Raw genomic sequence first — 13,899 nt, forward strand, 5'->3', positions numbered from 1 at the left:
GGAGAACCCGTCCACGACGGCACAGGGGTCGCGCGGTGGCGCGCGATATCGGTACAAGCCCTAAAATGGCACGGTGACATCCATATTGAACGCCGACCTGCATTGCCATTCCGTGGTATCCGACGGAACCCTGACCCCGGAGGATCTGGCCGCCCGCGCGAAAGCCAACGGTGTCGAGCTGTGGGCGCTCACCGACCATGACGAAATCGGCGGCCAGCACCGCGCCGCCGCCGCTGCCCATGCGCAGGGCATGGCCTACCTCACGGGCGTCGAAATCTCGGTCACCTTTGCCGACACCACCGTCCACATCGTCGGCCTGGGTTTCGACCCCAACGACACCCGACTGGCCGAGGGCCTGGCCGCTACGCGCGGTGGGCGCGGCGAACGCGCCAAGGACATGGCCGAACAACTGGCCCAGGCGGGTATTCCGGGCGCTTACGAGGGCGCGCTGCAGTTCGTAGGCAACCCGGCATTGATTTCACGCACCCATTTCGCCCGCTTTCTGGTGGAGACCGGGGTCTGCAAGGACACCTCCGAGGTATTTCGCAAATACCTCATCGAAGGCAAGCCTGGTTATGTGCCGCACCGTTGGGCGTCGCTGGGCAACGCCGTGCGCTGGATCACCGAGGCAGGCGGCATGGCCATCATTGCCCACCCGGCGCGCTACAAGTTCAGTGCCAACGAAGAATTTGCGCTGTTTTCCGAATTCAAGGCCCACGGCGGGCGCGGGGTGGAAGTCGTCACCGGAAGCCACAGCGCAGCCGAATATGTCACCTACGCCGCGATGGCGAAGGAGTTTGGGCTGGCCGCTTCACGCGGCAGCGACTTCCACAGCCCGGACGAGTCCCACACCGACCTGGGGACCTTGCCGCTGCTACCCGGCCAGCTCACCCCGGTCTGGGAACTGCTGGCTGAACGCATCCGGCACCCCGCTGCCGTTTGAGACGAGACGCACCATTTCATGGCCCAGTATTTCGAAGTCCACCCCGACAACCCCCAGCCGCGCTTGCTCAAGCAGGGCGCCATGCTGCTGCAAAAGGGCGGCATTCTGGCCGTGCCCACCGATTCCAGCTATGCGCTGGTCTGCCACCTGGACGACAAGGATGCCGTCGATCGCATGCGCCGCATCCGCCAGGTGGACGACAAGCACCACCTCACCCTGTTGTGCCGTGACCTGTCGGAACTGGCCAACTATGCCCGCGTGGACAACCGCCAGTACCGCCTGCTCAAGCTGGGCACGCCCGGGCCCTACACCTTTATCCTCGAAGCGACCAAGGAAGTGCCGCGCCGCGTGAGCCACCCTTCGCGCAAGACCATCGGTCTGCGCGTACCCGACCGCAAGGGCCTGCAGCTGCTGCTGGAGCTGCACGGCGCCCCGCTGCTGGCCACCACGCTGATCCCGGCCGGCGAGACCGAGCCCCTGAACGACCCGCAGGAAATCCGCGAACGCTACGAAAAGCTGGTGGACGCCATCGTGGACGCAGGCGCCTGCCCGCTGGAACCCACCACCGTGGTGGACCTGACGCCCATGGGCAGCGGCGGCGAACCCGAAGTGGTGCGCGAAGGTCGGGGTAGCTTGCAGGCGCTGGGGTTGTAGCCGCAGCTCCTCACCTCGACTGCCATAGCGCTTGCCCGGGGCCTCCACAACTGGCGCGGCCCCATCCCAGCGCCACCGTGGAACTGGCTTTGCCAGGCCACCGGTGGCGTCCCCCTGAGGGGGAAGCGGCGCAGCCGCTCAGGGGGCTATAACTTGAACGCACCCACAGCCTGCTCCAGATCGCGCGCCTGCGCCGTGAGCGAGGTGGCGGTGGAAACCGCGTTCTGAACCAGCGCAGCCGTTTCCTGGGTGGTGCCGTCCATGTGCGAAACGGCGCCGTTCACATGGCTGATGGCATCGCTCTGCTCGCGCAGGGCGTGGGAGATTTCGCCAAGCAGTGCGCTGACCTGCCCGACGGCCGCCACGATCTCCTGCATGGTCTTGCCCGCCTTGCCCACCTGGCCAGCACCGTTTTCCACCTGCTCGACCGACGCGCTGATCAGCGCCTTGATCTCGCGGGCGGCCACCGCGCTGCGCTGGGCCAGATTGCGCACCTCGCTGGCCACCACGGCAAAGCCACGGCCCTGCTCGCCTGCACGGGCGGCTTCCACCGCCGCGTTGAGCGCCAGGATGTTGGTCTGGAAGGCAATGCCTTCGATGACCTGAATGATGTCCACAATCTTGCGCGAGCTGCCACTGATGGCCTGCATGGTCAACACCACATCGCCCACCACCGCGCCCCCTTGCTCTGCAATGCCCGAGGCCTTCACCGCGAGGTCGCTGGCGGAATGGGCGCGCTCGGCGTTCTGGCGCACGGTGGCGGTCAGCTGCTCCATGCTGGCAGCAGTTTCGGTGAGTGAAGAGACCTGGTCTTCCGCATGGCGGGAAAGGTCGGTGTTGCCATGGTCGATGTCTGCAGCAGAGGCGCTGATGGCATCGGCGTCCTGCTTGATGCGCGATACCAGGTCGGTCAGCGTGTCCTCCATGGTGCCCAGGGCGTTCAGAAGCCGGCCAAAGTCGCCCTGCAGATCGGAGCTGAACTCCTGGCTCAGGTCGCCCGAAGCCACGGTTTCTGCAATCAGGATGGCCTGGTTGAGCGGAGCCACGATGCTCATGCGCAGGCTGAACACAGCCAGCAGCGCCAGCACAAACGCCACACAGCTGCAGCCGATGATCCATGCCCGGGCGCTTTGCAGGTGCGCCTGTGCTGCCTGGGCCTGGGGCGCCGTCACAGGCGCGCCCTGCAGTGCCTGCTCGGCCCCGCCGATGCCAGCCAGCGCCATGACCATCAACAGCAGCACCAGCAGTGCCATACCGCCAAACGCCAGGGCCAGGCGCGTTCCAATTTTCAGGTTGTTCCACATGATGTTGTGCCTCTCCAGGGCTGTTGTTTTGGTTTTTTGGGTCGCCCCGGGGGCAACTGTCAGATGCTAGCAATGATCACGGCGCTGCGGGCGCCCTTGGCATACGTACATCCCACATAGAACTTGCGCGAATCGGGATGCAACAACCGCCTTGCCTGGGGGTGAGCCACTTGCCCGAGTCCTGTTGTGCGCCAGTCATCCCGCTACCGGCATGCCGTGTACTCCGCGCGGGGCGCCCCGGCAACGGCTGGAGTGGCGGGCGTCTGAGACAATCACCGGGTGGACATCTCCAATCTCATCCAAACCGTTCTGATCTACGCCCTGCCGGTGCTGTTTGCCATCACCGTGCACGAGGCAGCCCACGGCTACGCCGCGCGCCACTTTGGCGACAACACCGCGTACATGATGGGCCGGATCACCCTCAACCCGATCAAACACATCGACCCGGTGGGCACCATCCTGATGCCGCTGCTGCTGTACTTTGCGACCTCGGGAGCCTTCCTGTTTGGCTATGCCAAGCCGGTGCCGGTCAATTTCGGCAACCTGCGCAATCCCAAGAAACACATGGTCTGGGTGGCGCTGGCGGGCCCCGCGTCCAACTTCATCCAGGCCATTGGCTGGGCCATTTTGCTGGTGGCACTGGTGGGCTCTGGCGTGGAGGAGCGCTTTTTCATCGAGATGGCCCGCGCTGGCGTGCTGGTCAACCTCGTGATGTGGGCGTTCAACCTGTTTCCGCTGCCGCCGCTGGATGGCGGGCGCATCCTGGTGGGCCTGCTGCCCTGGAAACAGGCGCACATGGTCTCTCGCATCGAACCCTGGGGCTTTTTCATTGTGATGGGCCTGGTGATCGCTGGGGTGGTGGGGACGCTGTGGCTACGCCCGCTGATGTCGCTGGGCTACGGCGTCATCCAGTTTCTGCTCACCCCGCTCACAGCACTGTTGCGTTAATTCTTCTACCCCCGTTTCTTGCTGACATCCTTCCCATGAGCATCACGCGTTTTCTCACCGGCATTACCACCACGGGCACACCCCACCTGGGCAACTTCGTGGGCTCCATCCGCCCCTCGGTGGCCGCCAGCCTCACGCCCGGCGTGCAGAGCTTTTACTTTCTGGCCGACTACCACGCGCTCATCAAGTGCGAAGACCCGGTGCGCATCCAGCGCTCCACGCTGGAGATCGCCGCCAGCTGGCTGGCCGCAGGGCTGAACCCCGAGAAGGTCACGTTCTACCGCCAGTCCGACATCCCTGAGATCCCCGAACTGACCTGGCTGCTGACCTGCGTGACGGGCAAGGGCGTGCTCAACCGCGCCCACGCCTACAAGGCCAGCGTGGACAAGAACACTGCCGCCGACCGCGATGCCGACGACGGCGTGACGGCCGGCCTGTTCATGTACCCCGTGCTGATGGGCGCCGACATCCTGATGTTCAAGGCGCACAAGGTGCCCGTGGGCCGCGACCAGATCCAGCACATCGAGATGGCGCGTGACATGGCTGCGAGCTTCAACCACCTGTATGGCGAACACTTTGTGCTGCCCGAGGCCGCCATTGACGACCATGTGGCCACGCTGCCCGGCCTGGACGGGCGCAAGATGAGCAAGAGCTACGACAACACCATCCCGCTGTTCAGCTCGCGCGAGCAGCTCAAGAAGCTGATCGGCGGCATCCTGACCGATTCGCGCGCACCCGGCGAGCCCAAGGACACCGAGGGATCGGCGCTGTTCCAGATCTACCAGGCGTTTGCCACGCCCGACGAAACCGCCGCGCTGCGCCAGGCCTACGCCGACGGCATTGCCTGGGGTGATGCCAAGAACACCCTGTTCGAACGTGTGGACCAGGTGATCGCCCCCATGCGTGCGCAGTACGAAGAACTCATCCACAACCCCGCCCGCATCGAGCAGACCCTGCTGGCCGGTGCCGAACGCGCCCGTGCGCTGGCCACGCCGTTCATCCGCGAGCTGCGCGCCGCTGTGGGCCTGCGCAGTCTGGCCCAGGCCACTGCGGCGCCCAAGCCCGTCAAGGCCGCGAAGACAGCGCTGCCTTCGTTCAAGCAATACCGCGAAGCCGACGGCAAGTTCTACTTCAAGCTGGTGGATGCCGATGGCCGCCTGCTGCTGCAAAGCACCGGTTTTGACGCGCCCAAGGAAGCAGGCCAGGCCATTGCCCAGTTGCAAAAAGACCCGGACGCACTGCAGACACTGGCACCGCGCCTAGCACCGGTGGAGGGCGTGAGCGCCGACGATGTGGCCGCCGCGCTGCAGGCGCTGGCAGAGGCTGCAGCCGCCGCGTAAACCGCTCTGCCCCTGTCCAACACAGGATCCGAGGTCGGAATGCGCTGGGGGAAGCGGTCACTTTTTGATAGCTGCTCGCGCTTTACCAATAAGCGCTAGCGGCCAAAATTAATCAAATATTCATCTCCAGGGTGAATCCGCAGAATACCCGCCTGGCTGCGACAGAAGATGGTGGTGTGTGCGCAATGCGCCTACGCTGTCGGCGTGGGCCTTGTGCGTAAACTGTCCGTTCTGTTCTTGGAGACTCCCATGAAACTGCCAGTTGCCACCCTCTCCGTGCTCGCCGTGCTGGCGGGCTGCAACGCTACCAGCCCCCACCACCCCTCGGGGCCCATGGCATCGGGCCGTGACCGCACCTTCAGCGTGCCCGTGTACGGCACCGACACGTCCCCCGCCTATGCAGCGGCCACGCGCGAATGCCAGCGGCTGGCGCTGTTCCCCAAGCTGCTGCGCAACGATGGCTCGCGCCTGATTTTTGAATGCGTGAGCGAAGCCCCCGACCGCCAACCCTGATCCCTGCCATGGTCTGGTTTCTGCGGCGCCCCCTCAGGGCGCATGGCGTGGGCCTGACAGCCGCGCTGGTCTGCGCCTGCGCCCATGCGGGGCCTGCGCAAACCACCGCACCCGCCACCTGGACCAACAGCCTGGGCATGGTCTTCCAGCAGGTCCCGGCAGGCCGCTTCACGATGGGAGGCGTGGAGCCGCCCGATACCCTGGCACGCGCGTACCCGGCGCTGGAGGCCAGGCGCTTTACCGAGTTGACCGATGAAGGCCCCGCGCACACGGTGCACATCCGGCGGGCGTTCTACCTGGGTCGGCACGAGGTCACCGTGGGGCAGTTCCAGCGCTTTCTGGAGGCCTCGGGCTACCAGCCCGAATCGGAAGCCGATGGCACAGGCGGCTATGGCTACAACGCCCAGTACGACCCCGCCACCACGCGGCGCGGCGATGCTTTTGAGGGCCGAGACCCCCGCTATTCGTGGCGCAACCCGGGTTTTGCACAAGGGCCAGACCATCCGGTGGTCAACATCACCTGGAACGACGCCCAGGCCCTGGCCCGATGGCTGAGCCGTACCGAAGGCCACCACTACCGCCTGCCCACCGAGGCTGAATGGGAATACGCCTGCCGCGCAGGCACCCGCACCCGCTACCCCCATGGCGATGACCCGCAGGGCCTGCTGCAAAGCGCCAACACCTTCGACCAGGAGGCCGCACCCCTGTGGCCCCGCTGGCAGCAGCACGCCTTGGCCGGCAGCGACAGCCATGCGTTCACCGCCCCCGTGGGCAGCTATGCACCCAATGCCTTTGGCCTGCACGACATGCTGGGCAATGCCTGGGAATGGGTGTCGGACTGGCACGGGGACACCTACTATGCGCACTCCCCGCGCAGCGACCCAAAGGGCCCTGCAGACGGCACCGTGCGCGTGCGCCGTGGAGGCTCCTGGCACACCTGGTCGTTCTATGCGCGTTGCGGCTACCGCAACTGGAACAGCCCGGAGACACGCTACACCCTGGTTGGCATGCGGCTGGTGCGGGAAATCGCGCCCACGCCCCGCCCCCCGTCCCGGGGCGCCGCCAAGCGTTAACAAATGTCAACCGACTGCGGGGGCGTCGGAGCGTTCCAGCGCGGTCGACGGTTATCGCAAATAATCCGCGATTGCATTTTCGACAGGGAAACACCATGCGCATAGCCGCTTTGGACGACGATGCGCTCCAGCTGGATCTGATCAAACAGGCCACGGAGGCAATGGGCCACGTCTGCCACACACACCTCAATGGAGCCGACTTGCTGCGCGAGATGCGCCGCGAGACCTTTGACCTGCTGATCGTGGACTGGCACCTGCCAGACACCACAGGGCCCGAAGTGGTGCGCTGGGTGCGCAAGAACGTGGGCACCCAATTGCCCATCCTGTTCGTCACACACCGCCAGGAAGAGCGCGACATCGTCGAAGGCCTGGGCAGCGGCGCCGACGACTTCATGGTCAAGCCGGTGCGCATTGGCGAGCTCAATGCCCGCGTCTCGGCCCTGCTGCGCCGTGCCTACCCGGCCAACGTAGGTGGCGTGGTGGAGTTCGGGCGCTACCGCTTCCTGTCCGAAACCCGGTCCATCGAAATTGACGGAGTGCCCGTGGAGCTCAAGAACCGCGAGTACGATCTCGCCCTGTTTCTGTTTCAGAACATGGGCCGGCTGCTGTCGCGCGACCACCTCAAGGACATTGTCTGGGGCCAGGTGGCGGATGTCATGTCGCGCTCGCTGGACACCCACATCTCGCGCTTGCGCACCCTGCTGGACCTGCGGCCCGCCAACGGTTTCATTGTCTCGGCGGTCTACGGTGTGGGTTACCGTTTTGAAGCTGTCGAGGCCCAGCGAAGGGCCTGACCCCCCACTACCAGCTGCGGCATCCTTAGGGGATTCCGTGGCCAGCCCGCCTGCACCGATCGGCACGAAGGAGATTTCACTTGGCAACCAAAACCGGCCGCCCCCGCTGGGCCCTGCGCGCCAGCGCGGCACTCACCCTGGGTTTTCTCGGTAGCCTGGCGAGCACCTGCGCCCAGGCCCGCCCCGCCGCTGCCACCACGCCACAAGGCGATGAAATTGCCCACACCGTGCAGGAGGGGGACACCCTCGAAGGCCTGGCCAAGGCCTATCTGGCAGCGCCCCGGCAATGGCCGCTGCTGCAGGCCCGCAACAAGGTGGCCGACCCCCGGCGCCTGGTGCCGGGCTCGGTGGTGTGGATTCCGGTGCGCCTGCAGCCCGCCGAATCGGCCACGGTGGAGTTCGTGCACGGCATGGTCACCGCACAAACCCGCGCTGGCGACACCCCGGCGCCCGTCACCCAGGGCGGCAAGCTCGAAGAGGGCACCGCGCTGCAGGTGGGGCCAGACGCCTTCGTCGCCGTCAAGCTGGCCGATGGCACCGTGGTGCGGGTGCAGGCGCAGTCCGAGCTGCTGCTGCGGCAACTGCGTCGCAGGGGGCGCGCGGGCAGCCTGCAATCGGTGCTGGAGATGCGCAGCGGTGCGGTGGAATCCAGCGTTCCACCCAATGCCGAGGCTTTTCGCCGCTTCGAGCTGCGCACCCCCCTGGCCGTGACCAGTGTGCGCGGCACCCGCTTCGGCGTGGCGATGGGAGAATCGGGCCAGACCACCGCGTCGGTGCTCAGTGGTTCGGTGGCCGTTCAGTCCCGCCAGCCGGAAACTACGGGCCAATCCTCCCATTCCTCCGCAGCGGCCGCCGCGATGCTGACCCCGGGACAAGGGCTGGCCGTGGCGGCCGATGGCAGCGTGGGCGCGCCGCGCCCGCTGCTGGCGGCACCCGACACATCAGGCGTCCCTGCCATGCTCAGCGATGCGGGCATCCTGGCCATCAACGTACCGCCGCTGCCGGGCGCTGCGCGCTACCAGGCCCAGGTGGCGCAGGATGCGGACTTCACCCAGGTGCTGCGCCACGGCAGTTTTGCCGATGGCCAGCTGCGCTGGAAAGCCGTGGAAGATGGACGCTACTACCTGTCGGTACGCGCCCTCGATGACGCAGGCATCCCCGGCGTACCCGCCCTGCTGCCTTTTGTGGTCAAGACGCGCCCCGTGGCCCCGCTGTACCAGCAACCCGCGCCCGGCGCGGTGGTGGCCAGCGGCGCGGGCGAACTGCGGTGCACCCAGGTGCCTGGTGTGGCCTGGTACCGCCTGCAGGTGGCCCGCGATGCGCAGTTCACCCAGCCTGTGCTGGACGAACAACGCCTCACCGAATGCCGCCTGCCTCTGAGCACCCTGCCCGTGGGCAACTATTTCTGGCGTGCGGCCAGCCTGCTGCAACTGCCTCATGGCCCAGCGAATCCAGGGAGGCCGGCCGACCCGGGTGGCACGGCAGGCCAGGTCGACCAAGGGCCGTTTGCCCCGCCCCAGCCCTTCACGGTGGCAGACCGCCCCGCCACACTGTCTCCCCAGTCGTTGCAGGCGCAGGATGGCGACACCACGGTGCGGGTGCACTGGCCCGCGCAGCCCGGCCAGCGGTTCCGCCTGCAACTGGCCCCAGCCAACGATCTGGCATTTGACAAGGTGGTGCTCGACACCCAGCTCGACGCCCCTGCATGGACCGCCGGCAACCTGCCTGCGGGCGACTACCTGGTGCGCATCCAGGTACTGGACCCCACAGGTCTGCAAAGCGACTTCTCTCCACCGCGCCAGATCCGGGTCGGCTCGGGCATCAACACGGGTTCGGGACTGCCGGTCTCCACCTCGAGCGGCCAGCCCGTGGGACGCCCTTGAGGCGCGCACACAGCGTTGCCCGGGCACGGAGGTTCTAAGCCCATGATCACCGCCGGACGCACCCGGGGCCAGCAGCGGCGCCTGGAATGGAGCCTGCTGGCCGCCGCCCTGCTGGGGCTGGTGGCCTGGCTCAGCACCGCCGACAGCCTGAGCCGGGTCAACCACCTCGTGCAGGACGCAGGCCTGCGCTTGCTCTCACGCCCCGCGCACCCCGACATCGTCATCGTTGCCATCGACGACCCCAGCATCGCAGCCATTGGCCGCTGGCCCTGGCGCCGCGCGCTGCACGCGGAGCTGATCACGCGCGTGTCGGCGCAGCAGCCCCGCGCCATCGGCATGGACGTGCTGTTCAACGAAGAAGACCTGGACTACCCCGAGGACGACGTGCTGCTGGCCGACGCCATGCGGCGCAGCGGGCGGGTGGTGCTGCCGGTGCTGCGGCGCGGCCACGGCCCGGCGGCCCACATGGCCGACCTGCCCTGGACCGCATTTGCAGATGCCGCAGCCGGCCTGGGCCATGTCCACGTGGTTCCCGACAACGACGGCGTGGTGCGCAGCCTGTACCTGCAGGAAGGGCCCGCCGCTGCACCCTGGCAGCACTTCAGCATGGCACTGCAGTGCGTGGCCACGTCCGCACCGCTCACCCCCGCCACGTTGCCGCAGTGCAACGCCGCGCGCGCTGCGGCGGTTGCCGACGGCGCAGCCACACAGCCTCCAGGCAGTGGCCCCTGGGAACGCGCTGACCGCACGCTGATTGCGTATGCCGGTGGTCCCGGCCACTTCCCCACCTATTCCTACATCGACGTGCTTCGCGGCCAGGTGCCTGCACAGGCGTTTCGCGGCAAATACGTGCTCGTGGGTGCTGCGGCCTCGGGCCTGGGCGACATGTTTGCCACGCCCATGAGCCAGCAATCGCGACTGATGCCTGGCGTGGAGGTGGTGGCCCAGGTGCTGGACGGCCGCCTGTCGGGTGTGCGGATCCAGCCTGCCGCCACGGCTCTCAACACCCTGTTCAACCTGGCCCCCGTGGTGTGTGCACTGCTGGCCCTGCTGTTGCTGGGGCCCTTCGTGGCCCTGCTCACCAGCGCGGCGCTGGGCGTGGCCACCCTGCTGCTCAGCGTGGTCCTTCCTTCGTGGATAGGCCTGCAGTTCGCGCCCGCTGCAGCGCTGACCGGGCTGGTGCTGGCCTATCCGCTGTGGAGCTGGCGACGCCTGAGCGCCGCCGCGCACTTTCTGCGGCTGGAGATGGAGCGTCTGCAGCGCGACGGCCTGTCGATGCGGCTGCAGCACCGCCCCGGCGATTCCGGCGACTTCCTGGAAAAGCGCATCAATGCTGTGGAACGCGCATCGCGCCAGCTGCGCGACCTGCACCACTTCGTGAGCGAAAGCCTGCAGCAGCTGCCCTCCCCCACCATCGTCTGCGACCCGCAGGGGCACATCCTGCTCACCAACATGGCGGCACGCCGCCACGTGGGCGGAGACCCCCAGGTGCCGCTGCAGGGGCAGTCGGTGGTCGAACTTCTGCATGACCTGGTGCACACCGGCACCGGCCAACCCCTCATCACCCTGGACAAGCTGCGCGGCCACCACATGCCCGAACAAAGCGAGGGGCGCGATGCCCAAGGCCGCAGCCTGCTGGTGCAGTGCAAGCCCTTCACCGACCTGGCCAAGGCTGGCTGGCTGCTGACCCTGGTAGACCTGACGGACATGCGGCGCGCCCAGCAGCAGCGTGACCAGGCGATGAACTTCATCTCACACGACATCCGGGCGCCCAACGCCTCCATCCTCACGCTGCTGGAGATGCAGCGCGCCTACCCCGGCCGCATGCCGGACGATGAGCTGATGCTGCGCATCGAGCGTTATGCGCGCACGTCCCTGGGCATGGCCGAGAACTTCGTCAAGCTCGCCAGCGCCGAGTCGCAGGAATACCGCATGGCCCCCCTGGACCTGGTGGCTGTGCTGGCCGAAACCGTGGACGACATCTGGGCCCTGGCGCGCGACCGGGGCGTGGAGGTAACCATCGCCACCGCGCCGGAAACCGCCCCCACCGTGGGCGACCGCGCCCTGCTGTCCCGCGCGCTGGCCAACGTGCTGAACAACGCCGTCAAGTTCAGCCCCGAAGAAGGCACGGTGCAGTGCTCCATCGTGCAACGGGGGGCACACTGGATCGTGTCAGTACGCGACGAAGGCCCCGGCATCGCCCCGGAACTGCAGGGCCAGCTGTTCGCACCGTTCCAGCGACTGCACGACCGCAGCCACCCCGCCATCGGCGGTGTCGGCCTGGGGCTGGCCCTGGTGCACACCGTGATCCACCGGCACGGCGGAACGCTGGAAGTGGACAGCGACGTGGGACGGGGAGCGGAGTTCAGGCTGGTATTGCCCCTGGGCGCCTGACTCCAGGAGGCAAAACTCGCAAACCCCAGAATTGCTACTATTTTTATAGCAATTAATTCATGGCCATAAAGCGCTAGAGCCAATTTTTATCCGAAATCAATCGGTAAATCGACCGCTCCCGTGCATGAATTCGCACAGAAAATCACCCCACCTACAGGCCGCACCGATCCAGACCAAGACGGCGCTGCGCTCGCAATGACGGGCACGGGCCACTTTCATTGGCAGCGACCGTGCGAAGCCCCCCCTTGCGGTGGGTTCGGCCTTGCCATCTCCCTACCAGGGGCCGAGCGTGATCGCGACGGTCGAGCCCGGCGCCACATTGCCCTGTGTCTTGGAGGGCACATTGGGACCGCTGTACGACCCGTTGGGATTTTCATCGGCGCTGAATCCATACGCCGCCCCGCCGAGGAAGATGGGGGGGCCATTGCCTGCGATGCGTGCATCCTCGCCATGCGCATTCGCGCAATGAAGGAATTTGGCATAGTAGTTGCAGGTTGAACCTGCACCGTACCACTGTGCCGAATCATTCCAGGCGGTGGTGGAGAAGCCGCTAGGGGGACTCTGGGTCGCAACTCCCGCCACCGCAACGCCCCTGCACAACGCCTCCCAGATGTTCATCTGCAGCAGCCCGGCATCGCCGCCGGATCCTCCCTCCTGGTACTGGCTGAACGCCTGCTGGAAAACATAGAGCGCACTCTGAAGGCCCTGCGGCGGTTGGTAGAACGTGTAGGTGTTCGTGCCATTCGAGAGCGTATAGGCCGCTGTGCTGACGGTGTTGAGGCTCTGCATCGTGCACTGCCCGGTATAGATATTCGTGCCGTCGCCACTGAGATCAATGCTGAGGTAACTGTTCACCGCAAAGAAAGCGTTCAGCGTTGCGTCCCAGTAACTTGCGAGGGAATCGGAGTCGAGCACCCCTGCCGCCTGTTTCGCGATCAGCATGTCGCTGGGATCAGAGATAGCGAAGAACTCGCCCTTCACCGTGGGCGGCGTGTAGCTGGAGCCAAGCGCACCGACCGTCAGCAGTTCGCCATAGGCTGCTGCGCTCGCGCCCTCTTTGGCAATGAAGTCCGTGTACGCACTTGCCATGGTCGCGCGGCTGATGCGGGGGTCCACACCGAAACTCTCGCCTGCGGAGCTGAACGACAGGTTGAGGCCAAAGCCATTCACGGCGCTGACATCGGCCGCTGCGTTGTAACCGAACTCGAAGAAATCGAACGGTCCGGGAGGTGAAGGCTGTGGCTGATTGCCGTAGGGCGGCGGCGGATACTGCATCACGGCAAATGCCGGGACCGCTTGCGTGGGGGCAACGGGCGGTGGAGTCGCTATCGGTGGTGAGGCTGCGTAAATTGGCAAAGGTGCCGGCTGAGTCGGAGCGACAGCGAAGACCAGCCGTTCGTTGCCATTGGTTGCCGTCGTAAGCGCAATGCTCGGAACCGAGGACATCTCAAGGAAAGCAAGCCCCTGGTTGAAGACCGCAACACTCACGCTGCCGCTGTTGTCTTTCAAGCCAGGACCATATGCACCCGTCAAATCATCGTTGATGCAGAGTTGGAGCTCGCCACTGGGAAAGGTCGATGGCATCAAATACGGCCCCCTGCCAATGAAGAACGGTGAACCTGTACTGCCAATCCTGCCGATGAGTCCGCCCATCGGCACACCGACAATGGGGTACTGCGTCTGATCGGTCGGAACATTGAGGTCAGGACAACCGGCCGCATCGTAGAGCTGTCCGCTATTCGTGTCGGGGTCCGCACTCCAACCACCGCCCACATACGCAATCGTCACCGGAGTAGCGGATGGATTGACGTCGATACCGGTACTCTGCCAGGCCTGTATCGCGAGCACGGCAATCGGCAGCACCGAGGGCGCCGCGACGAATGCTCCACCGCTCCCGAGAAATTGAAACTGAAACGCCCCGCTCGGCGCTGCGTTGATCCAGCCTGCCACATAGGCTGTTCCATCAGTCGCCTGAAGACCCGTGTTATCGGACAACATGATCGTGATTGATTCGGTGTTCATGGCTACTCCTTCTGTTGGAAAAATTGGGCCG

11 protein-coding genes are annotated in these 13,899 nt (G+C 65.9%); 9 read left to right on the plus strand and 2 right to left on the minus strand.

All coding sequences use genetic code 11. The annotated features are described in order from the left end of the window. The first annotated feature begins 73 nt into the window (after positions 1-73). Both C8C94_RS12985 and C8C94_RS12990 read left to right on the plus strand, forming a co-directional pair. The gene (locus C8C94_RS12985) at positions 74-943 is read left to right on the plus strand and encodes a 3',5'-nucleoside bisphosphate phosphatase (protein ID WP_055393474.1); all 870 of its coding nucleotides are present in this window, start codon (positions 74-76) and stop codon (positions 941-943) included. 18 nt (positions 944-961) lie between these two features. After that, the gene (locus C8C94_RS12990; protein WP_121420991.1) at positions 962-1,597 is read left to right on the plus strand and encodes an L-threonylcarbamoyladenylate synthase; all 636 of its coding nucleotides are present in this window, start codon (positions 962-964) and stop codon (positions 1,595-1,597) included. A 146-nt stretch (positions 1,598-1,743) separates the two neighbouring features. Here C8C94_RS12990 and C8C94_RS12995 read toward each other — a convergent pair whose 3' ends face one another. Beyond that, the gene (locus C8C94_RS12995) at positions 1,744-2,901 is read right to left on the minus strand and encodes a methyl-accepting chemotaxis protein (RefSeq protein WP_121420992.1); all 1,158 of its coding nucleotides are present in this window, start codon (positions 2,899-2,901) and stop codon (positions 1,744-1,746) included. A gap of 279 nt (positions 2,902-3,180) precedes the next feature. Between C8C94_RS12995 and C8C94_RS13000 the strand changes: the two genes are divergently transcribed. The 7 genes from C8C94_RS13000 (at position 3,181) to C8C94_RS13030 (ending at position 11,846) form a co-directional block, all read left to right on the plus strand. Next, a complete protein-coding gene (locus C8C94_RS13000; RefSeq protein ID WP_121420993.1) occupies positions 3,181-3,849 on the plus strand; it encodes a site-2 protease family protein in 669 nt (222 codons plus the stop codon). A 35-nt stretch (positions 3,850-3,884) separates the two neighbouring features. Then, entirely contained in the window at positions 3,885-5,189 is a 1,305-nt protein-coding gene (locus C8C94_RS13005; protein WP_121420994.1) for a tryptophan--tRNA ligase, read from the plus strand. A 249-nt stretch (positions 5,190-5,438) separates the two neighbouring features. Further along, on the plus strand, positions 5,439-5,702 hold the full coding sequence (locus C8C94_RS13010; RefSeq protein ID WP_055393485.1) for a hypothetical protein: 264 nt from the start codon (positions 5,439-5,441) through the stop codon (positions 5,700-5,702). 8 nt (positions 5,703-5,710) lie between these two features. Next, positions 5,711-6,775: a formylglycine-generating enzyme family protein gene (locus C8C94_RS13015; RefSeq protein WP_121420995.1), complete on the plus strand. Its 1,065-nt coding sequence runs from the start codon at positions 5,711-5,713 to the stop codon at positions 6,773-6,775. Between the two features lie 95 nt (positions 6,776-6,870). Continuing rightward, positions 6,871-7,569, plus strand: a complete 699-nt coding sequence (locus C8C94_RS13020; protein ID WP_010463363.1) for a response regulator transcription factor — start codon at positions 6,871-6,873, stop codon at positions 7,567-7,569. 80 nt (positions 7,570-7,649) lie between these two features. Continuing rightward, positions 7,650-9,452, plus strand: coding sequence for a FecR domain-containing protein (locus tag C8C94_RS13025; RefSeq protein WP_121420996.1), 1,803 nt, complete (start codon positions 7,650-7,652; stop codon positions 9,450-9,452). 42 nt (positions 9,453-9,494) lie between these two features. Further along, positions 9,495-11,846: a CHASE2 domain-containing protein gene (locus C8C94_RS13030; RefSeq protein WP_121420997.1), complete on the plus strand. Its 2,352-nt coding sequence runs from the start codon at positions 9,495-9,497 to the stop codon at positions 11,844-11,846. A 273-nt stretch (positions 11,847-12,119) separates the two neighbouring features. Here the strand turns inward: C8C94_RS13030 and C8C94_RS13035 are convergent, their stop codons facing one another. After that, positions 12,120-13,868: a hypothetical protein gene (locus C8C94_RS13035; protein WP_121420998.1), complete on the minus strand. Its 1,749-nt coding sequence runs from the start codon at positions 13,866-13,868 to the stop codon at positions 12,120-12,122. Positions 13,869-13,899: the final 31 nt, after the last annotated feature.

It is taken from the genome of Acidovorax sp. 94 (genome assembly GCF_003634645.1).
In the GTDB taxonomy this organism is placed as follows: Bacteria; Pseudomonadota; Gammaproteobacteria; order Burkholderiales; family Burkholderiaceae_C; genus Acidovorax; species Acidovorax facilis.

What these genes read in the sequence shown, in the direction of transcription:
- C8C94_RS13005 (WP_121420994.1), top strand. Translation starts at nt 3,885, where the DNA reads ATGAGCATCACGCGTTTTCTCACCGGCATTACCACCACGGGCACACCC.
- C8C94_RS13010 (WP_055393485.1), top strand. Translation starts at nt 5,439, where the DNA reads ATGAAACTGCCAGTTGCCACCCTCTCCGTGCTCGCCGTGCTGGCGGGC.
- C8C94_RS13030 (WP_121420997.1), top strand. Translation starts at nt 9,495, where the DNA reads ATGATCACCGCCGGACGCACCCGGGGCCAGCAGCGGCGCCTGGAATGG.
- C8C94_RS12990 (WP_121420991.1), top strand. Translation starts at nt 962, where the DNA reads ATGGCCCAGTATTTCGAAGTCCACCCCGACAACCCCCAGCCGCGCTTG.
- C8C94_RS13035 (WP_121420998.1), bottom strand. Translation starts at nt 13,868, where the DNA reads ATGAACACCGAATCAATCACGATCATGTTGTCCGATAACACGGGTCTT.
- C8C94_RS13015 (WP_121420995.1), top strand. Translation starts at nt 5,711, where the DNA reads ATGGTCTGGTTTCTGCGGCGCCCCCTCAGGGCGCATGGCGTGGGCCTG.
- C8C94_RS13020 (WP_010463363.1), top strand. Translation starts at nt 6,871, where the DNA reads ATGCGCATAGCCGCTTTGGACGACGATGCGCTCCAGCTGGATCTGATC.
- C8C94_RS12995 (WP_121420992.1), bottom strand. Translation starts at nt 2,901, where the DNA reads ATGTGGAACAACCTGAAAATTGGAACGCGCCTGGCCCTGGCGTTTGGC.